This window comes from Pseudophaeobacter sp. 1A16562 (assembly GCF_041008785.1).
Classification (GTDB): Bacteria; Pseudomonadota; Alphaproteobacteria; order Rhodobacterales; family Rhodobacteraceae; genus Phycobacter; species Phycobacter gallaeciensis_A.
Map to the genome: position 1 here is coordinate 42,346 of NZ_JAXGFT010000009.1, position 19,316 is coordinate 61,661.

A 19,316-nucleotide genomic window follows, 5' to 3' on the forward strand; every position below is an offset into this window, starting at 1 on the left:
ACAGGCTCAGGCGACATCCTGATCCGCTTGCTGGCGCTGCCACAGATGGGCATAACGGCCACCGCGCGCAAGAAGATCCTCGTGAGAGCCTGCTTCCGCGATCTCCCCCTGCTCCAGCACCACGATCTGGTCCGCCTCGGCGACCGTGGAGAGGCGGTGCGCGATGGTGATCACCGTGCGCCCCTGCCCGGCCCGCGCCAGCGCTTCCTTGATCTCGCGCTCGGTATCGGTATCCAGTGCCGAAGTTGCCTCGTCCAGCAGCAGGATCGGCGGGTCCTTCAGTAGGGTGCGGGCAATGCCGACGCGCTGTTTTTCACCGCCCGACAGCTTGAGCCCGCGTTCGCCCACCTGAGTGTCATAGCCCTGCGGAAGACCGGCGATGAAATCATGGATCTGCGCCGCCCGAGCGGCGTCTTCGATCTCTTGCTGGGTGGCACCATCGCGGCCATAGGCGATGTTGTAGCGGATGGTGTCGTTGAACAGCACCGTGTCCTGCGGCACCACGCCAATGGCGGCATGCAGGCTTTTCTGGCTGACGCTGCGCACATCCTGCCCGTCAATGGTTAGGGCGCCGCCGGTGACATCGTAAAACCGGAACAACAGCCGCCCGATGGTGGATTTACCGGACCCGGTGGAGCCGACGATGGCCACCGTCTCACCTGGTTTGGCCTCCATGGTGATACCCTTCAGGATCTCGCGCTCCGGGTCATAACCGAAATGCAGGTCCTCCAACCGGATATGCCCCTTGCTGACCTTCAGTTCCGCGGCATTCGGACGGTCCGTGACATCCGGCGGCTGTTCCAGCAGGTCGAACATTTCGCCCATATCGACGAGGCTCTGGCGGATTTCCCGATAGACCGAGCCGAGGAAGTTCAGGGGCACGGTGATCTGGACCATGTAGGCGTTTACCATCACGAAATCACCAACGCTGAGGCTGCCGTCCTGCACGCCGATGGCCGCCATCACCATTACCGTGATCAAACCACCGGTGATGATCACGCTCTGACCGAAATTGAGGAAAGCCAGCGAATAGGCGGTCTTCAGCGCCGCCTGCGCATAGGCACGCATGGCCCCGTCATAGCGGGCCGCCTCGCGCTCTTCGGCGCCGAAATACTTGACCGTTTCGAAATTCAGCAGGCTGTCGATCGCCTTTTGGTTGGCGTCGGTGTCCTGCTTGTTCATCTCACGCCGCAGTTTCACCCGCCATTCGGTGATCGCCAGCGTGAACCAGACATAAAGCGCAATGGTGACACCGACCGCAAGCAGATAGCGCGCGTCGAACAGCACCGTCAGGATGACGGCCACCAGCACCAGTTCCAGCACCAGCGGACCGATCGAGAACAAGAGGAACCGAAGCAGGAATTCGACGCCCTTGACCCCGCGTTCGATGATCCGGGACAATCCGCCGGTCTTGCGGGTGATATGATAGCGCATCGACAGTCGGTGAATGTGCTGAAATGTCTCCAGCGCCAGACCGCGTAGCGCCCGCTGGGTGACAGGCGCAAACACCGCATCCCGCAGCTGTTGGAATCCGTTCGTCAGCACCCGCGCCACACCATAGGCGACGGTCAGCCCCACCGCGCCGAGCGCCAGCGGCGGAACGCCTTCACCCGCCAACGCATCCACCGCGCCTTTGTACAGAACCGGCGTATAAACGGCGATTAGCTTGGCCAGGATCAACACCACCATGGCCAGCACGACCCGGTATTTCACGCTCTTCTGGTCTGCGGGCCACAGGTAAGGAACCACCTTGCGCAGGGTGCGCAGGCTTGAGCGGCGTTCCTCGGCCGAGATGGAATCGATGGTGGTGGGGGATCGTCTCATGGCGTTCCTGCGGCTGGGCCTTCCGGCGGGCTGGCGATGTCTGATGCGTATCGCCTACTACATATCCCAAGCACAAAGCTGGGAAAGGATACGCCGCGCCCCCTGTGGCTGGGGACACGGCGCGTTTCTGGTACACCGAACAGATCAATCCGGCAGGTTGAACACCTGTCCGGGATAGATCAGGTCGGGATCGCGGATCGCATCCTGGTTGGCCTGGAACACCCGGACATAAAGGAACCCGCTGCCATAGCGTTCCTGCGAGATCGCCCAAAGGGTATCGCCCTTTTGCACCGTGATGGCCCGTACCAGCGGAACCGGTTGATCCGGCGCCTGTCCAGGCTGCTGCGTCTGCGGTTGCAGCACCTCGGGCGCCTCGCGTTTGAAGGGGGTTTCAAGACGGCTCAGGACTTCTGCGCCGCTGGCGGAAATTTCATCCAGACGCAGAGTGTAGATGCCCGGTTCCACGGCAGCCAGCGCGCCGCCCCAGCGGCCATCCTCGGCCACGAGGAATTCGGTCTTGAGCGCATTGTCCACGTAGACCCGCACCAAGGCATCCGCGCGGCCACGCCCAGCCAGCAGCACCTCGCCGCTGTCGGAATAGCTGATGGTATCAAGCGCGACCTTGCCATTCAGAACCGGCGTAGCGGGCTGCACCAGCTCTACACCATCTGCACCGGCCCTCAGCACGGCAACCGCCGTTGGCTCCGGCTGCGGCGCAGGAACGGTTTCCGCGCTGGCGAGTGTTTCCTCGGCCACCGGCTCGCTTTGGGGCGGTGTGGTATCGTCGGGGCCAGCAGTGCCGGTCTCGCCCTCTGCGGTTGCCACTTCGACCTGTGCGGCCTCAGCCTCCACCGGTTGCTCCGGTGCTGCCGTTTCCGCCTCGACCTGCGGCGTGGTGGTTTCGGCTACGACGGGCTGTGCTTCTCCCTCAGCTGCGACCGGAGCGGGCGCTCCGCTCTGCTCAGTCGGCTGTTCCTGTGAAACGGCCTCAGATGTTTCAGCCTGCGCGACCTCCACTGCCTCTTCGCTCTGCGGGGCTGCAGTGTCCTTGGATACAGCCGCAGGCTCGGCCTCGGGCTTCGCGGCATCCTCGGCATCCGCCACCTGCGGCGCTGGCGCCGCTGAGATCGGTGCCAAAATGAACTGATCCTCAGAGGGTTGTTTCTGATCCTCGAACCGCGCCAGAAGCGAGATCACCCGCGGCTGGTCGCTGGGCAGGATGCTGGAGAAAATCACGAAATCGCCGCTGCCCTGAACCTCGGTCTGTTCCAGAACCGAACCATCCAGCAGGACCTCGACCGCGGCTCCGGCCTGTGCACGACCTGCAATCACAAGGGCACCGTCGGGGTCGACCCGCACCAGATCCAGCATTGGCGCTTCCAACAGCGGCGCCGCCTCTTCCACGGGCGCCTCTGCAGTGGTGGCGGGGTCTTCAGAAACGGCTGCCTCCTCGGTCGCGGTATCAGCAACATCCGCCTTTTGCGTATCTGCAACGGTGTCGCTGTCATCCGCCGCGGGAACCTCTGCCTCAGGTGCCTGGGCTACCGCCGTTTCGCTCTTACCTGTCTCTGTTGGCTCGGCGGTTTCGACGACGGCGGCGGTCTCTGCCGATGCCTCGGGTGCCTCTGTCGGCGCGATGGTCTCGACTTCGGCCTCTGCCGTCTCCTCAACTGCCGCAGGGGCCGCATCCTCTGCGGCTGTCTTCTGCGGCGCATCGGTCGCAGGTTCAGGCGCGTTTTCCGAAGCGGTCGCAGTTTCAGGTTCAGCCGCGGAATTGGCGGTCTCAACCGTGGTGGTCACGCCAACCGGCTCTTTGGCCGCCGGGGACACCGTCACCTCGGGCTGCGCCACCGTGCGCGATGCGGCCTCTTCAGGCCCATCGCCCCGGTCAAACACCCCCAGCTGCATCAGCACGACGCCGCCCACGATCACGACGACAGAAGCAATACCTCCCATCGCCAGGGGGCTGACCCCCCCACTTCCAGATGTTTGCGCCATCTTGTTCCTTCCTTGTGCGAGATGTTTTCCCTCGCTTGGTTGAGCCAGCCTACCAATGGGGGTATCTGGGGTCAAAACAGCATACCTGTTTCGCTGCCAAACCCTGTCGAAAGGCTATCTCATGAGCATAAAATCCGTCTGTGTGTATTGCGGATCACGTTTTGGAGCAATGGCCAGCTATGCCGCAGCCGCCGAGACCCTTGGAAAAGGGCTCGCCGCACAAGGTCAGCGGCTCGTGTACGGCGCCGGAGACGTCGGCCTTATGGGCACCGTCGCTCGGGCGGCGCAGGCTGCAGGTGGTGAAACCTTTGGGGTGATCCCGGTGCATCTGGAACGGCGCGAGGTCGGCAAATCGGATCTCACAACCTATGTGGTGACCGAAACCATGCATGAGCGTAAAAAGGTCATGCTCTATAACGCCGACGCCGTTGTGGTCCTGCCCGGCGGCCCGGGATCGCTGGATGAGTTGTTCGAAGTGCTGACCTGGCGCCAGCTGGGCCTGCACGACAAACCGATCATAGTGGTCAACACCGATGGCTACTGGGACAAGCTGCGCGACCTTCTGGAGCACGTGGTGGCGCAGGAATTTGCAGGAGCCGAGATGCAGGATTACCTGACCTGGGTCGACAGCGCCGAAGAAGCGCTAGCCAGACTGAAACCCTGACCCGGAGATACTCCGGTTCAGGCCTCCAGTTCAGCCTCCCTCCCGCTGCTAGCCCGCCGCCCCCGGACAGCAGGCGATCAGACGCTCGCCAGCGCGGATTTCACGGCCTCGGCAATCTCGGGCACTGGGTGATTGGTCAGATCCTTGGGCAGCTCTGCAACCAGCAGTTTGGCGGCATCCCCGCTCAACTCGGGGCGCAGCGCGCCCAGACTGCGCGGCGGTGCGATCAAAACCAGCCCGGAGCAGGCCCCGGCGGCCACCCATTTGTTGACCAGCGATGCTACCCCGGCAGCGAAGTCATCTTCGGCCATCTGATGCCAGTCCGCAGGTTCAACCGCGCCAAGCGCAGCTCCGGCTGCCCCGCTGAGCCGACCGGGCGCCTCTGACCCTTGCGCTTCGTTCGACGGGTTGGCGATCTCGTCGGCGCGCATCACGCGCAGGTCCGCATCTACCGTATCGCTGACGTTCTCCAGAAACAGCGCCTTTTGGCCGTCTGCAACGATGATCCATAGTCCTTTGGGCAATTTAATCATGCGTGTTCCCTTTCCTCCGTTCCGCTTCCTCTGTGCCGCCAGCCAACCGGAAAACATGGCAGGGAACCTTGACGCGTATCAAACTGCCACGAAAAAACCCGCGCCGGTCCGGCGCGGGTTTCGTATCTCGTATCCTGTCGCGGATTACATGCGCGAAGCGACGTTTTCCCAGTTGACCAGGTTGTCCAGGAAGTTGGTCAGGTAGGCCGGGCGCTTGTTGCGGAAATCGATGTAGTAGGAGTGTTCCCACACGTCACAACCCAGCAGCGCGGTCTGGCCAAAGCACAGCGGGTTCACGCCATTCTCGGTCTTGGTGACTTTCAGGGCGCCATCGGTGTCTTTCACCAGCCAAGCCCAGCCGGAGCCGAACTGACCCGCGCCTGCGGCGGAGAATTCTTCCTTGAACTTGTCGACGGAGCCGAAGCTTTCGACCAGTGCCTTTTCCAGCTCACCCGGCATCGCGGAGGCGCCCGGACCCATCATTTCCCAGAACTGGTTGTGGTTCCACAGCTGGGAGATGTTGTTGAAGATGCCGTTCTGGGCGACGGCGGATTTGTCGTAGGTGCCGACAATGATCTCTTCCAGCGTCTTGCCGTCCCACTCGGTTCCGGCGATCAGCTTGTTGCCGTTGTCGACATAGGCCTTGTGGTGCAGATCGTGGTGGTATTCCAGGGTTTCGGCGGACATGCCCTTGGAAGCCAGCGCATCATGTGCATAAGGAAGATCGGGAAGTTCAAAAGCCATATCGGACCCCTGTCAATTTTGTTGCGTTCCTATGCAGATACATGCGGCGCAGCATTCGGCAGGTCAAGGGCCTAGACAAGAAATCCGCGCCATCTGACTGCGACGTCTATGTGCGCAAATGGGAGAGACCGCCATGATCGCCGAGGCCTGGATCCGCGCCCGCAAAGCCATTTATCGCATGCAGGGCTATTATGCGGGCCAGCTGAACGGCGTTCCCTTCCGGCTGGATCCCTATCATTCCAAGTTCTGGCGCAAGGCTGCGGCAGGCAAGTGGGAGCCGGAGACCTTTCAGGTGCTGGATGCCCATCTCGACAAGGATCACGACTATCTCGACATCGGCGCCTGGATCGGCCCCACCGTCCTATACGGCGCGCATAGGGCGCGGCGCGTGATGTGTTTCGAACCCGACCCCGTTGCCTTTCGCCATCTGGCCTGGAACCTGGAACTGAACCGCGTCGACAATGTCTCGGCCTTCTCAGTCGCCATCAGCAGCGGTTTTGGTCTTGCCCGTATGGCATCTTTTGGTGGTGAGGCCGGAGACAGCATGAGCAGCCTTCTGAACGATGGCGATCACGGATCCGACGTGATGACGATCGGCTGGCAGGATTTCGCGGCAAAGGCGGATCTGTCGCGCGTTTCGCTGGTCAAGCTTGATATCGAAGGCGCCGAATTCGACGTGCTGCCGCAGATGATCCCCTGGCTGAAAGAGCAGCGCCCGGCGCTCTACCTGTCCACCCACGCGCCATTCCTGCCGGAAGAGACCCGCAAGGCGCGGATGGCAGAGCTGGCCGATCTTCTGTCCTTTTACGGCGAATGCCACCCTGACAACGGGGCACAGGCCGGGTTTGACGCTCTCACCAGCCCCCGCGCCCTGACGCAGTTCCCGACGTTTCTGTTCAAGTGATGCGCCCGCCAAGCGTGCCGACTATTTGACCCGTTGGCAGGTGCCGGTGCCGCGGTTGTTTCCGTCTCCGCCATGCACGCGCGCGCTGATCGTCGCCTTGGACCGCGCAGCATCAAGCCGCACAGTGTAGGTCGCAGTGGCCGTTCTGTTCCCCCGAACGGGCAAGCCCGTCAGGGTCCATTTCATGAGGTATTTCCGCTCCTTCACCACGCCGAATGTCACAGGCAACGGGGCCTTATTGACGTGGTGAATATAAGCATCGTAGGCCATCGCGGTTCCGGCGACGTCATCCACCACATAGGCGGCCTTATCCGGGATCCAGCCATAGCTGGTATGCGCGGTATATTCGCATTCATAGACAATGGGCGCGCCTGCGGCGGCCAAAGGCAGCGCGCAAAGCGACAGAGCCGCTGCTATAGTCACTTTAAACATGTCCAATCCTTGCTTCAAAATTCAGCGTCAAAACAGCAGAACAAATACCTGATTAAAAACAAAAACGTGCCCCGAGAGTCCGGGACACGTTATGGGATGCATCAATTTGGCACAATCCAGAAGGGCCGGGTTCAGTAGACGCCAACCTTCGATTGCGGGTGCGCTGCCGCCTTCAGCAGGTTGAAGACATATCCCGCGACCGAGCGGAAACAGACGATGTGGAAGGTCTCCTCTTCGTCCAGCCAGAAGGCCGCAGCCACCTGCGCCATGCGGGTACGGCGGAAATCGCCGGGGGTGAAGGCTGCCGCATCGAAATCCACCGGGCAGACCTTGCCCAGAGCCTCGCGCGCACCTGCGCCCGAAAGGTGGAAAAACGCCCGCGCGTCAGAGACATTCACCGACAGAGCGTGCTCGCCCGCAAGCGCCTCGGCCAGCGCCACGGTCTTGGCTTCGGCGTCGGCATAAGGCACCAGAAGCAGCAGCTCATCCGGGGACATCCAGGCCACGGCGCCGCTCTCGGCGGTGGTGATCCGGCGAGGCGCCGGCACATCTGCGCCGGTGGCCACCTTCACCGCCTGTTGCAGGGTCTTGGAGGACAGATCGCCGCGCAGGGTGATCATCCCCTGCAGACCGGCCTCTTCCAGCGTGGCCATTCCGGCGTAGCTGGCGCCGCCCAGGGCGCTCACAGGATTAGACATTCTGCTTTTCCCCTTCCTTGTCGTAGAAGACCGGATCGACGATCCGCGCCTTGAAAATGGTGCCATCGGTGCCGGGGAAGTCGAGAACCTCTCCCATGCGGTCGGGGCCGTGTTTCACCAGTCCCATCGCGATCCCCTTGCCCAAGGTTGGGGAATAATAGGTCGAGGTGACCCGGCCGATGGTGTTTTTCTGGCCGTTGGCATTGACGCCATTGCCGACCGCATAGGCGCCGTCCGGCAGCACCGACCCGTCGGTCGTCTCAAGCCCCACCAGTTTCCAGCGTTCCGGATCCGCCATATGGCTGCGCAGCTGCGCGCGCTTGCCAATGAAGTCTTCCTTCTTCTTGGAAATCGCCCAGTTGAGGCCCAGATCCTGCGGAATGACCGTACCGTCGGTTTCATCCCCGATCATGATAAAGCCCTTCTCCGCGCGCAGCACGTGCAGGCATTCGGTGCCATAGGGCATCACGCCAAACTCCTGCCCCGCCGCCATCAGCGCATCCCAGAAGGCCTGACCGTCAGAAGCAGCAACAGCGATCTCGTAGGACAATTCGCCCGAGAAGGAGATCCGGTAGACCCGGCATTTGAAGCCGCCGATCTCTCCGTCCTTCCACTCCATGAAGGGCAACGCCTCCTTGGAGACATCCAGACCGCCACCGGCCTCGCCGTTCAGCTTTTCCAGCACCTTGCGCGCCTTGGGACCGACCACCGCGATCTGGGCGTATTGCTCGGTCACATTGGCAACATAGACTTTCCAGTCCCACCATTCGGTCTGCAGCCATTCTTCCATATGGGCATGGATGCGGTCGGCGCCGCCGGTGGTGGTGTGACACAGCCAAGTGTCCTCGTCGATGCGGGCAACCACGCCGTCATCCGACAGGAAGCCGTTCTCGGAGCACATCAGACCATAGCGACATTTGCCGACTTTCAGGGTCGACATCATGTTGGTGTACATCATGTCGAGGAACCGCCCGGCATCAGGGCCTTTGACGATCAGCTTGCCCAGGGTTGAGGCATCCAGCATGCCGACGTTCTGGCGGGTGTTGGTGATCTCGCGGTTGACCGCCTCCTTCACGCTTTCGCCGCTGCGCACATAGGCGTAGGGGCGGCGCCAGTGGCCGACCGGTTCCCAGTCGGCGCCATTGCCATCGTGCCAGTCGTACATCGGCGTCTTGCGCAGGGGTTGGAAGATCTCGCCGCGCGCCTCGCCGCCGATCGCACCCATGGAAATGGGGTGATAGGGCGGGCGGAAGGTGGTGGTGCCCACCTGCGGGATTTCCGATCCGAGACTGTCAGCAAGGATCGCCAGGCCGTTGATATTGCTGAGTTTACCCTGATCCGTCGCCATACCAAGCGTGGTGTAACGCTTGGTATGCTCAACGCTTTCATAGCCTTCGCGCGCCGCCAGCTGCACGTCGGAAACCTTGACGTCGTTCTGGAAGTCCAGCCAGGCCTTCATGCGCAGGTTGATTTCAGCGCGGGCGGGCATCAGCCAGACCGGCTGCATCGGCGCTTCGTCCTGCGCTTCGCCCTTGGCGGCAGTAGCATCGGCTTTGAACCCGGCCGCAGCGGCGGCCTTGGCCCCGGCCTCGGCGCCATCGGCCAGCACCGCATCTAGTGTCAGCGGGCCGCTGGCAGCGCCAGCGGTCACCACGAAACCTTCGCCATCTGCGCCGAGCGGCGGACGGGAGGGATCGGGGCGGAAATGCGTCTGAGCATCATCCCAAGTAAGCTTGCCGCCACAATGGGACCACAGGTGCACCACCGGAGACCAACCGCCGGACATGGCGACCGCATCGGCTTCGACCTCTTCCTGGGCGCCGCCCTGACCATTCTGGGCGCAGATCGCGACCTTGGTCACATGCTTGCCGTCCTTGACCTTGGCGATGCCGCGGCCGCATTCGACACGGATACCAAGCGCGCGGACCTCATCCATCAGGGCGCCGCCACCGGCTTCGCGGGTGTCGAGCACGCGTACAACCTCGACGCCTGCACCATGCAGCGCCAGCGCGGTGCGATATGCATCATCGTTGTTGGTCGCTACCACCACGCGCTGCCCCGGGGTCGCGCCCCAGTTCACCACGTAATCGCGCATCGCTGCGGCCAGCATCACGCCGGGCACATCGTTGCCAGCAAACGACAGCGGCCGTTCGATGGCGCCAGTTGCGGTGACGATCTGTTTTGCACGGATCCGCCACAGGCGGTGGCGCGGACCACCCTGCCCCGGTGTGTGATCGGTCAGCCGTTCGTATCCCAGAGCATAACCGTGATCATAGACGCCCGATCCCATGCAGCGGTTGCGCAGAGTGACGTTCTCCATCGCGGTGAGTTCTGCCAGCGCCTGTTCCACCCAGGCTTCGGGATCGTCGCCATCGATGGTCCCACCATCGACCGGCGCCCGACCGCCCCAATGGGCGTTCTGTTCCATCACCAGCACCTTGGCGCCCGAACGAGCCGCCGTCAGCGCCGCCTGAAGGCCGGCAACACCGCCGCCAACCACCAGAACATCGGCAAAGAAATAGAAGTGTTCGTAGGTGTCCGCATCCTTCAGTTCGCGGTCCGGCGCCTGGCCCAGACCTGCGGATTTGCGGATGATCGGCTCGTAGACGTGTTTCCAGAAGGGTTTGGGGTGGATGAACGTCTTGTAGTAGAAACCAGCAGGCAGGAAACGCGCCAGCTTGTTGTTCACGACGCCCACGTCGAACTCAAGGCTGGGCCAGTGGTTCTGCGACTGGGCGCTGAGGCCGGAAAACAGCTCGGTCGTGGTGGCGCGCTGGTTCGGTTCGAACCGCGCACCGGAGCCGAGGCCAACCAGCGCGTTGGGCTCTTCCGCGCCCGAGGCAACCAGCCCGCGTGGGCGGTGGTATTTGAAGGACCGGCCCACCAGCAGCTGATCATTGGCCAGCAGCGCCGAGGCCAGCGTATCCCCGGCATAGCCTGTCATCCGCGTGCCGTTAAAGGTGAACTCGATGGGTTTGGAGCGGTCGATCAACCGGCCCTGATTGGCAAGACGCGTGCTCATGCTGCGAACCTTTCACGATAAAAGGCGGTGGTATTCGGTGTGTGTTCCGCGAAACGGGCCATGCCCGGCTGCGGTCGGTCTGTGCGACGAAGTACGCCTGTCATGACTTGGCATCCGAAAACTCGCGCCAGCTCCAGCCGGGGCGTTTGGCGGTGATCGCGTCGCGAATTTCCTGCGGCGGCTCGGTGGTCTGCGCCGAATAGGTGCCAAAAACCTCAAGCGTCATGGTGCAGCGGGCCGCGTGGAACCACTTGCCGCAGCCATTGACGTGCCGCCAGCGTTCGAAATGCACGCCTTTGGGATTTTCCCGCATGAACAGATAATCATGGAACTCATCATCCGAGGAGCCGGGACCAAAGCGCGTCAGATGCGCCTCACCGCCACCGTGCAGTTCGGTTTCTTCGGCTTTGACGCCGCAATAGGGGCATTCAAGGATCAGCATGGGCCATGCTCCGGTTTGGTCTGGTCTACTGCCCCCGAACCGAGGGCGGGGATCGGGCACGATGCGACGCAGGGCGTCACATTGGATGAACGAAGGGAAACAACCATCAGTGCGCCACCCCTGCCGCGACGCTCTCGTCGATGAACTTGCCTTCCTTGAAGCGCATCATCGAAAATTCCTCGGCCAGCGGCGAATGGCCGGTTGCCATCAGCTCGGCCATGGCCCAGCCAGATCCCGGAATGGCCTTGAAACCGCCAGTACCCCAGCCTGCGTTGACGAAACAGTTCTGGACCGGCGTTTTCGAGATGATGGGCGAGCGGTCGCCGGTCACATCCACGATACCGCCCCACTGGCGCAGCATCTTCAGGCGCGACACCATCGGGAAAGTCTCGTTCAGCGCACGCACGGTCTCCTCGATATGGTGGAAGGACCCGCGCTGGGTGTAGTTGTTGTAGCCGTCGGTGCCGCCACCAATCACCATCTCGCCCTTGTCGGACTGGCTCATGTAGCCGTGCACGGTGTTGGCCATGACGACCACATCCATGCAGGGCTTGATCGGCTCGGACACCAGCGCCTGCAGCGCCACGCTTTCGACCGGCAGGCGGAAGCCCGCCATCTGGGACAGGTGCGAACAGTTGCCTGCAACCACCATGCCCAGCTTGTCACAATCAATCGCGCCCTTGCTGGTGTCGACGCCGATCACCCGGCCACCTTCGGTGCGCACGCCGGTGACTTCGCATTGCTGGATGATGTCCATGCCCATGGCTGAACATGCCCGGGCATAGCCCCAGGCCACCGCGTCGTGGCGCGCGGTGCCGCCGCGCTCCTGCCACAGGCCACCCAGCACGGGGTAACGCGGCCCTTCAAGGTTGATGATCGGCACCAGTTCCTTGACCCGCGCGGGTTCGATCCACTCGGTCGACACGCCCTGCAGCGCGTTGGCATGGGCCGTGCGCTTGTAGCCGCGCACCTCATGCTCGGTCTGGGCCAGCATGATGACGCCGCGCGGGGAGAACATCACGTTGTAGTTCAGATCCTGGCTCATATCCTCGTATAGGGAACGCGCCTTTTCATAGATCGCCGCCGACGGATCTTGCAGGTAGTTCGAGCGGATGATGGTGGTATTGCGCCCGGTGTTGCCGCCGCCCAGCCAGCCCTTTTCCAGCACCGCCACATTGGTGATGCCGAAATTCTTGCCAAGGTAATAGGCCGTGGCAAGGCCGTGCCCGCCCGCGCCGACGATGATCACATCATAGTGGCGTTTGGGCTCGGGAGCGCGCCAGGCGCGTTCCCATCCGGTGTGGTAGCGCAGGGCCTCCCGCGCGACTGCAAAGGCTGAATAGCGTTTCATGAGCGAATCCGATGATGCGTGTCTGGTCTTGGGTATGCCCGAGGGGCGGCTCCGGGCCGTGCCGTTTATCGTCGCATTTGTGCATAGTTGCGACATCACCTTTCTACCACGTCTGCGACCGTGTCGCACGCGGTCTGCCTCGCCCGCGAGCCGACTGACATACCGGGCACGACAGGGTGACGCAGCAGTTAGGCCTTTTTTCCGCGCCTGCGGAGATATAGATGGAGATCAAACATCGGAGTAAGCATGGTTTTCTGGATCCTCATCGCATTCATGGCCCTGGCCATCGCCGGATTGATGGCATTGGTTCTGCTGCGCAGCCGCGCAACGGGAGAGCCGCCAGCCGCCTATGACCTGCGCGTCTATCGCCAGCAATTGCGCGACGTGGACAAGGATCTGGCGCGTGGCGTGATCAACGAAGCCGACGCCGGCCGTATCCGCACCGAGGTCTCCCGCCGCATTCTGGCCGCCGATGCGCAACTGCAGGAACAGACCGAAGGCGCGCGGCAACCCCGGATGGCGACCCGCGCGGTGGCGGTGATCATCGTTCTGGGGATCTGTGGCGGAACACTGGGGATATACGCGACCCTGGGCGCACCAGGCTATGGTGACCTCAGCCTCAAGAGCCGCATCGCCATGGCGCAGGAGCGCGCCGACAGCCGCCCCAGCCAGGCCGAAGCTGAAGCCCAAGTGCCGCCTTTTCCGGCGCCCGATGTCGAAGACAGCTACCGCCAGCTCGTCGATCAACTGCGCCAGACCGTGGCCAAGCGTGAAGACGATGCCCAGGGTCAGGCCCTGCTGGTACAGCACGAGGCGAACCTCGGGAATTTCATCGCGGCCTATCAGGCCAAGGAAAAGTATATCGACATCATGTCCGGCGATGTGGAAGCCGCCGATTTCGGCGAGCTGGCCGAGCTGATGATCATGGCAGCCGGTGGTTATGTCTCTCCCGAAGCGGAAAAGGCGCTAAGCCAGACGCTGCGACTGGACCCGGAAAACGGACCGGCACGCTATTACTACGGGTTGATGCTGGGACAGGTGGGACGGCCTGACCTCTCCTACCAGATCTGGGCGGAAACCCTGCGCAAGGGCAATGCCGATGATCCCTGGGTCCGCGGCATTCAAAGCCAGATCGAAGAGATGGCCGTGCGCGCCGGGGTCGATTATCAGCCGATCCAGCCCAAAGGCGCGCCGACCCCGCCCTTTGCTGGCGCCATGCCCGGCCCCGATGCGGCGGACGTGGAAAACGCCGCCGAGATGAGCGAAGCCGACCGGGCCGAGATGATCCGCGGCATGGTGGCTCGCCTGTCGGACAGGCTCGCGACCGAAGGTGGCACGGTCCAGGAATGGTCCCGTCTGATCGGGGCGCTGGGAGTGCTTGGCGATCTGGATCAGGCCCGCGTCATCTATGACGAAGCTCGCCAGACCTTTGCCGGGGACGCCGCCGCGCTTGACATGATCACCCAGGCCGCCCGTCAGGCAGGGGTGGCCGAATGATCCTTGATACCTTTGAAGAATTCGCCGCCGCCCTGCCCTCTTACTCTGCGCTGGTCGGGCTGGACCTGGGCGAGAAAACCATCGGGGTTGCCGTCTCGGACCGGATCGGCGCGGTGGCCACACCGCTGGAAACCATCCGGCGCAAGAAGTTCACCCTCGACAGCGCGCGCCTGCTGGAGATCATCAAGGAACGCGAGGTAGGCGGCATCCTGCTCGGCCTGCCGCGCAATATGGATGGCAGCGAAGGACCACGCTGCCAATCCACCCGCGCCTTTGCCCGCAACCTGACGCGACTGACCGAACTGCCGATCGGCTTCTGGGACGAAAGGCTGAGCACAGTTGCCGCCGAAAAAGCCCTGCTGGAGGCGGATACGTCCCGCAAACGCCGCTCCGAGGTGATCGACCATGTCGCCGCCTCCTATATCCTGCAGGGAGCGCTGGATCGGATGAGGCACTTGGGCAATGGATGACGGCATGAGCGACAAGGTCTGGAAACGCGACGAAATCCAGTCGCCTTGCATCAAGATCTGTGTGGTTCACCCCGCAGAGCGGATCTGCACTGGCTGCTACCGCTCGATTGACGAAATTACCCAGTGGTCGCGGATGAGCAATGATGAACGCGCTGCGGTGATGGAAGAACTGCCGGGGCGTGCCGCCGGGCTGACCAAACGCCGTGGCGGTCGCGCTGCCCGACTGGAGCGCAAATAACGCCGCCCGCGTACAGCGGTCAGTCAGCACAGGATTGATGGTTCACCGGTCTCCGGCTGACTGATGCCTCAGGCGGCAGAGCGCCCTGCCACCTGTGACAGCGCTTCCAACACCAGATCAGGACCGGCCCCCGGACGGTTCGCGCCCTCGGAGAGGATCCGCCGCCATGCACGCGCGCCGGGTTTACCGGCAAAAAGACCCAGCATATGTCGGGTAATCTGATGCAGCCGCGCGCCATCTCTCAACTGCCGCTCTATATAGGGAAGCATCTCATTCACCACGGCGGATGCGTCGCGCGGCTCGCCGGTGCCATAGATCACCGGGTCGGCAGCCGACAGAATATCGGCGGGCTGGTGATAGGCCGCGCGTCCGACCATGACACCATCAAGACCCCGGTCCAGATGTTCCCGCGCCGCGTCCAGGGAGGCAATGCCACCGTTCAGTGAGATATGCAGATCGGGAAACGCCGCCTTCATCTGATGCACCAGATCGTAATCCAGCGGCGGGATATCCCTGTTTTCCTTGGGTGACAGCCCTTGCAGCCAGGCCTTGCGCGCGTGGATCGTCACGCGTCGGCAACCCGCAGCGCGAATTTTCTCCAGAAACACCGGCAGGATGTCCTGCGGTTCCTGCTCATCAACGCCGATGCGGCATTTCACGGTGACATCGACCTGCACCTTACCGCGCATGGCCGCCAAGCACTCCGCCACCAGATCCGGCGTCTGCATCAGAACCGCCCCGAAGGCACCGGATTGCACCCTATCGCTGGGACAGCCGCAATTGAGGTTCACCTCATCATAGCCCGCCTCTTCGCCAAGCCGCGCGGCCTCGGCCAGTTCCTGCGGCTCGGACCCGCCCAGCTGCAGCGCCACCGGGTGCTCCTCGGGATTGAAGGCCAGCAGATGCAAGGCCCCACCCCGCACCAGCGCAGGTGCGGTGACCATTTCTGTATATAGGAGTGTCTCACGGCTCAACAGGCGATGCAGGTAACGACAGTGCCTGTCGGTCCAGTCCATCATTGGCGCCACACTCAGACGCGCTGCTTGTTCCAGCTTGGTATTCACAGCCTTGGCTCCATCCTCAATCCGGCCTGCCTTCGGCGCAGGCCGGGGTGCCCAGTCATACACGATTCGACAGGGCTGGGGTGTAGCACATTTCACCGGAGGCAACAGGGAGCCACGGGAAACCCACAGCGCCGTGAACGTCGCCCCCCCTGCCCCAAACCAGATTTCGCGGCGAACAACCGCCCCGAACATGGCAGGAATTGCCCTCTGCGAGCATTGCAGACAGGCCATCCTGAGGTGCCTTAGAACCGGACATTTCGCCCCTCGAAAAACATTGGATTTTTTGCCGAAAATGGTCTTGCAATCCCCCCCGAAATACATCAGAAGTGCGCCTCACGGAGAGGTGGCCGAGTGGTCGAAGGCGCACGCCTGGAAAGTGTGTAGGCGGGAAACCGTCTCCAGGGTTCGAATCCCTGTCTCTCCGCCATACCCCCCTTAGATGCTCAATTTTTAGACCCGTTTGTGGCTGGATTTCGTTGCCATTTCAGGCGACCATGTGGGCGTGGCCCAGCGCCGGGCGTCTACGTCTCCATGGCTAAAAGAGCGGTCACATGAACGCTCCACGCCATTGATCTTTGTCAACGTGCTGGACCTGTGGGCTGCGATAATGCCCCAGCGCCCGACAGAGCGGGCGCCCTGCGGAGGCACAGGGTGAAACACAGATCGAAACAATCGCATAAACCGGAGCCGGCGCACCCCGAGCGGCGGCAAACGGACCTGCCTTGGAAAACCCCGAAGCCCTCTCATGAAGACCCGGAGGCTCTGTCTCTGGTCCAGGCGATCATGAGGTCACCAGAGTACAGGCGCGCGGACGAGGACATCGATTACCTGCAAAGTGAAGACACCCGCGGCGTCCGGCTGCAGTTGGACTATCTCAAGGCAGAGCGGCTCCTTGAGCACCATCGGATCAAACACTCCATTGTGGTGTTCGGAAGCACCCGGATCCCGGAGCCGAAAGCCGCCCAGCGCAAGGTGGCAGAGCTCGAGGCGGTTCAGAACGGTCCTGCAGAGCACTGGCCTTCGGGCCTCGAACGCGATCTGAGGATCGCAAGGCGCCTTCTCGACAAAAGCCACTATTACGAGGTGGCGCGTGAATTCGGACGCATCGTCGGGGCACAGGAGCAAACGAACGGCGACAAGCTGGCACTGGTTACGGGCGGAGGGCCAGGCCTGATGGAAGCCGCAAACCGCGGTGCGCATGATATGGACGCAACAACCGTGGGACTGAACATTACCCTGCCGCACGAGCAGTTCCCAAACCCCTATCTGACTCCCGGATTTTGCTTCCGGTTCCACTATTTCGCGATCAGAAAGCTGCATTTCCTGCTCCGGGCACGAGCCCTAGTGATCTTTCCCGGCGGCTATGGCACGCTTGATGAGTTCTTTGAGGCCCTCACCCTGATCCAGACCCGGAAGATCGCGCCGATGCCGCTGATCCTGGTCGGGGAAGACTACTGGCGCGGCGCCTTTGATCCCGAGTTTTTGGTCGATGAGGGTGTCATCGCCCCCGAGGACCGGGACCTTTTCTGGTTCGCCGAAACGGCCGAGGAAATCTGGGAGGACATCCAACGCTGGTACGCCCGTGCCGGAAAATCCATCGTCGATCAGGAGGAATAGAGGATGCAGATTTCGTTTCACGGCGCCGCTGGTACCGTCACCGGGTCCTGCCATCTGGTGACAGTTGGCAACCTCAAGATCCTGGTGGATTGCGGCATGTTTCAGGGCGGCCACGAACTCAAGGAAGAGAATGTCGGCGACTTCGGCTTCGACCCTGCCTCTATAGACGTCCTGCTGCTTACCCATGCGCATCTGGATCATTGCGGACGCATTCCGCTGCTGGTGAACCGGGGCTTCCGGGGCGACATCATCTGTACTGCCGCAACCCGGGATCTGGCCCGGCTGGTCATCCTCGATTCCGCGAATCTACACGAAGAAGAGGCGCGTCGGCGGCAGCGGCACTCCGAGAAAGGGCACAAACATCAGCCGCTCTATGACACGCTCGACGCGGTCATGAGCTTTGACCACTTCAATCGCATCGCTGACTACGGCGTGCCCATCCGCCTCGGGCACGACGCAAGCGCCATCTTCTATGAGGCGGGCCATATCCTCGGCTCGGCCAGCATCCTGCTTAGCGTCACCGAGGACGGGCGCAATCGCCGCATCCTGTTCTCGGGCGATATCGGCCCATCGGACAGGCCGTTCCTGAGTAATGCTCAGCCGCCGGGTGATGCGGATATCATCGTGATGGAAACCACCTATGGCGATCGCGATCACCGCTCGCTTGAGGCCTCGGTGGATGAATTGCTCGAAGCCATCGCTGACACGCAGGCACGGGGCGGCAATGTCATCATTCCAACCTTTGCCCTGGAGCGGGCGCAGGAGCTGCTCTTCTTCATGAATGAAGGCATCAAACGGGATATCCTGCCACAGGATTTGAGGGTATTTCTCGACTCCCCGATGGCGATTTCGGCCACAAAGATCTTTCGCAACCATCCCGAGGCGATGACCCGCGAAATCGCGGAGCAGATCCGGTCGGGGCAAGATCCCTTTTCACTGCCCGAGTTGGAATTCACGCGTGAGACGGCAGAATCGATGCAGCTCAACCACATACACTCTGGCGCGGTGATCATGGCGGGGTCGGGCATGTGCACGGGGGGTCGCGTCCGGCAACACCTGAGGCACAACCTCGCCCACGAAGAATGCAGCGTCATTTTCGTCGGCTTCGCTGCCGAGGGCACGCTCGCGCGTATCATCATCGACGGCGCTCAGTCGGTGAAACTGTTCGGCGATCACATCCCGGTCCGGGCTCGCATCCACACGATCAACGGATTTTCCGCCCATGCAGGCAAAAAGGAACTGCGCGCCTGGCATGAAAAGAACCGCACGCCCGACATTACCTTCCTGATCCACGGGGAAGAAGACGCACGAAAAACCTTTGCAAAGGGCCTTAAATCGGAGCGGATAGAGTTTCCGACCATGCATCAGAGTTTCGAAATCTGACGGCGCGCCGGAGCGAACCCGCCATCGGCGATGCCCGCCAAACAGACGCAATGCAGAAAGGACCGCAGGACGATGCTCAAAATCATGAAAGAAAGCGACGGGCCCGTCGTCGGTATTCGGGCCTCCGGACTTTTGCACGAAGAGGACTACACCACTTTGTTGCCCGAACTCGAAGCGCGTTTTGACACCTACGGCAAACTGCGCCTCCTGTTCTTCGCGGACAGCGATTTTGAAGGGTGGGATATCAGGGCCGCCTGGGACGACATGTCTTTCGGGCTAAAGCATGCCTCGGATTTTGAACGTCTCGCGCTTGTCGGCGCGCCCGATTGGGTCGTCTGGTGCCTCAAGCTCAGCGCGTTCCTGATGAAGGGCGAAGTCAAGGTGTTCGATGGCGATGCGCTTGATGCCGCCTGGGATTGGGTGCGGGCTTAACCC

Annotated in this window: 18 protein-coding genes and 1 tRNA gene; 9 read left to right on the forward strand and 10 right to left on the reverse strand. The window is 62.2% G+C overall.

Going from position 1 to position 19,316, the window contains the following annotated elements:
• Positions 1–6 precede the first annotated feature (6 nt).
• Positions 7–1,824, reverse strand: a complete 1,818-nt coding sequence (locus tag SM764_RS13640; RefSeq protein ID WP_369002032.1) for an ABCB family ABC transporter ATP-binding protein/permease — start codon at positions 1,822–1,824, stop codon at positions 7–9.
• Positions 1,825–1,968: 144 nt separating this feature from the next.
• Positions 1,969–3,822, reverse strand: a complete 1,854-nt coding sequence (locus tag SM764_RS13645; RefSeq protein ID WP_369002033.1) for a LysM peptidoglycan-binding domain-containing protein — start codon at positions 3,820–3,822, stop codon at positions 1,969–1,971.
• Between the two features lie 121 nt (positions 3,823–3,943).
• Here SM764_RS13645 and SM764_RS13650 point away from each other — a divergent pair, with 121 nt between their 5' ends.
• Entirely contained in the window at positions 3,944–4,486 is a 543-nt protein-coding gene (locus SM764_RS13650; RefSeq protein ID WP_369002034.1) for an LOG family protein, read from the forward strand.
• 77 nt (positions 4,487–4,563) lie between these two features.
• Here SM764_RS13650 and SM764_RS13655 read toward each other — a convergent pair whose 3' ends face one another.
• Together SM764_RS13655 and SM764_RS13660 are read right to left on the reverse strand one after the other, a co-directional pair.
• Positions 4,564–5,019 carry a host attachment family protein gene (locus SM764_RS13655; protein WP_368998849.1) on the reverse strand — a complete coding sequence of 152 codons (456 nt, stop codon included), beginning with the start codon at positions 5,017–5,019 and terminating at the stop codon, positions 4,564–4,566.
• A gap of 144 nt (positions 5,020–5,163) precedes the next feature.
• On the reverse strand, positions 5,164–5,763 hold the full coding sequence (locus tag SM764_RS13660; RefSeq protein WP_065270482.1) for a superoxide dismutase: 600 nt from the start codon (positions 5,761–5,763) through the stop codon (positions 5,164–5,166).
• A gap of 133 nt (positions 5,764–5,896) precedes the next feature.
• Here SM764_RS13660 and SM764_RS13665 point away from each other — a divergent pair, with 133 nt between their 5' ends.
• Entirely contained in the window at positions 5,897–6,667 is a 771-nt protein-coding gene (locus tag SM764_RS13665) for an FkbM family methyltransferase (RefSeq protein ID WP_369002035.1), read from the forward strand.
• A gap of 21 nt (positions 6,668–6,688) precedes the next feature.
• On the opposite strand, the gene SM764_RS13670 is transcribed toward SM764_RS13665, so the two are convergent.
• The 5 genes from SM764_RS13670 to SM764_RS13690 form a co-directional block, all read right to left on the reverse strand.
• Positions 6,689–7,099, reverse strand: coding sequence for a hypothetical protein (locus tag SM764_RS13670; RefSeq protein ID WP_369002036.1), 411 nt, complete (start codon positions 7,097–7,099; stop codon positions 6,689–6,691).
• Positions 7,100–7,230: 131 nt separating this feature from the next.
• Positions 7,231–7,797, reverse strand: coding sequence for a sarcosine oxidase subunit gamma (locus tag SM764_RS13675; protein ID WP_369002037.1), 567 nt, complete (start codon positions 7,795–7,797; stop codon positions 7,231–7,233).
• Entirely contained in the window at positions 7,790–10,819 is a 3,030-nt protein-coding gene (locus tag SM764_RS13680; protein WP_368948096.1) for a sarcosine oxidase subunit alpha family protein, read from the reverse strand. Before SM764_RS13680 ends, SM764_RS13675 begins: the two co-directional genes overlap by 8 nt.
• Positions 10,820–10,919: 100 nt before the next feature.
• A complete protein-coding gene (locus tag SM764_RS13685) occupies positions 10,920–11,261 on the reverse strand; it encodes a sarcosine oxidase subunit delta (RefSeq protein ID WP_274829103.1) in 342 nt (113 codons plus the stop codon).
• A gap of 106 nt (positions 11,262–11,367) precedes the next feature.
• Positions 11,368–12,612 carry a sarcosine oxidase subunit beta family protein gene (locus tag SM764_RS13690; RefSeq protein WP_065270487.1) on the reverse strand — a complete coding sequence of 415 codons (1,245 nt, stop codon included), beginning with the start codon at positions 12,610–12,612 and terminating at the stop codon, positions 11,368–11,370.
• A gap of 246 nt (positions 12,613–12,858) precedes the next feature.
• Here SM764_RS13690 and ccmI point away from each other — a divergent pair, with 246 nt between their 5' ends.
• From ccmI to SM764_RS13705, 3 genes are read left to right on the forward strand one after another with little or no spacing between them, the layout of a single operon-like run.
• Positions 12,859–14,109, forward strand: coding sequence for a c-type cytochrome biogenesis protein CcmI (gene ccmI / locus SM764_RS13695; RefSeq protein ID WP_369002038.1), 1,251 nt, complete (start codon positions 12,859–12,861; stop codon positions 14,107–14,109).
• On the forward strand, positions 14,106–14,579 hold the full coding sequence (ruvX, locus tag SM764_RS13700) for a Holliday junction resolvase RuvX (protein ID WP_274829099.1): 474 nt from the start codon (positions 14,106–14,108) through the stop codon (positions 14,577–14,579). Before ccmI ends, ruvX begins: the two co-directional genes overlap by 4 nt.
• A 4-nt stretch (positions 14,580–14,583) precedes the next feature.
• Complete coding sequence (locus SM764_RS13705; RefSeq protein WP_065273486.1) at positions 14,584–14,817, forward strand: DUF1289 domain-containing protein; 234 nt, start codon at positions 14,584–14,586, stop codon at positions 14,815–14,817.
• Positions 14,818–14,885: 68 nt separating this feature from the next.
• Here SM764_RS13705 and dusA read toward each other — a convergent pair whose 3' ends face one another.
• Positions 14,886–15,881: a tRNA dihydrouridine(20/20a) synthase DusA gene (dusA, locus tag SM764_RS13710; protein ID WP_369002039.1), complete on the reverse strand. Its 996-nt coding sequence runs from the start codon at positions 15,879–15,881 to the stop codon at positions 14,886–14,888.
• 337 nt (positions 15,882–16,218) lie between these two features.
• Between dusA and SM764_RS13715 the strand changes: the two genes are divergently transcribed.
• The 4 genes from SM764_RS13715 (at position 16,219) to SM764_RS13730 (ending at position 19,313) form a co-directional block, all read left to right on the forward strand.
• Positions 16,219–16,308 (forward strand) — tRNA-Ser (locus tag SM764_RS13715).
• Between the two features lie 356 nt (positions 16,309–16,664).
• The gene (locus tag SM764_RS13720) at positions 16,665–17,498 is read left to right on the forward strand and encodes an LOG family protein (protein ID WP_369002040.1); all 834 of its coding nucleotides are present in this window, start codon (positions 16,665–16,667) and stop codon (positions 17,496–17,498) included.
• Between the two features lie 3 nt (positions 17,499–17,501).
• On the forward strand, positions 17,502–18,881 hold the full coding sequence (locus tag SM764_RS13725) for an MBL fold metallo-hydrolase RNA specificity domain-containing protein (protein ID WP_369002041.1): 1,380 nt from the start codon (positions 17,502–17,504) through the stop codon (positions 18,879–18,881).
• A gap of 72 nt (positions 18,882–18,953) precedes the next feature.
• Positions 18,954–19,313 carry a SpoIIAA family protein gene (locus SM764_RS13730; protein ID WP_369002042.1) on the forward strand — a complete coding sequence of 120 codons (360 nt, stop codon included), beginning with the start codon at positions 18,954–18,956 and terminating at the stop codon, positions 19,311–19,313.
• Positions 19,314–19,316 lie beyond the last annotated feature (3 nt).